Annotated in this window: 1 protein-coding gene; it reads left to right on the forward strand. The window is 50.3% G+C overall.

Annotated elements, in window-relative coordinates; translation table 11 throughout:
• The coding region (locus HMPREF9442_RS13040; protein WP_008629449.1) for a TraM recognition domain-containing protein at positions 1-644 on the forward strand (644 nt) is incomplete at both ends.

Genomic DNA, 644 nt, shown 5'->3' on the forward strand with positions numbered 1-644 from the left:
TTTGCCAGTATTATATGGTATCTTAAAATCTACAAGAACGGGAAGTATTGCACGTTCCCCCATGCCATCGAGTTTCTGAACCGCAGATACGAGGATATTTTCCCGATATTGACCTCTTACCCGGAGTTGGAGAACTACCTTTCCCCGTTCATGGATGCGTGGCTCGGAGGAGCGGCGGAGCAGTTGATGGGGCAGATAGCATCGGCGAAAATCCCTCTGTCGAGGATGATTTCTCCTCAACTCTATTGGGTAATGTCGGACAGCGAGTTTACGCTGGACATCAACAATCCCGAAGAGCCGAAAATCCTCTGCGTGGGCAATAATCCCGATCGCCAGAACATCTACGGTGCGGCACTCGGTCTGTATAACTCCCGTATCGTGAAACTCATCAACAAGAAGGGGATGCTGAAGTCATCGGTCATCATCGACGAGCTACCCACGATATACTTCAAGGGGCTGGACAATCTTATAGCTACCGCCCGAAGCAACAAGGTTGCCGTGTGCCTGGGCTTTCAGGATTTCAGCCAGTTAGTACGCGACTATGGCGATAAGGAAGCCAAAGTCGTGATGAACACTGTCGGTAATATCTTCTCCGGGCAGGTGGTAGGTGAAACGGCAAAGACACTATCGGAACGGTTCGGTAA

It is taken from the genome of Paraprevotella xylaniphila YIT 11841, assembly GCF_000205165.1.
GTDB classification, from domain to species: Bacteria; Bacteroidota; Bacteroidia; order Bacteroidales; family Bacteroidaceae; genus Paraprevotella; species Paraprevotella xylaniphila.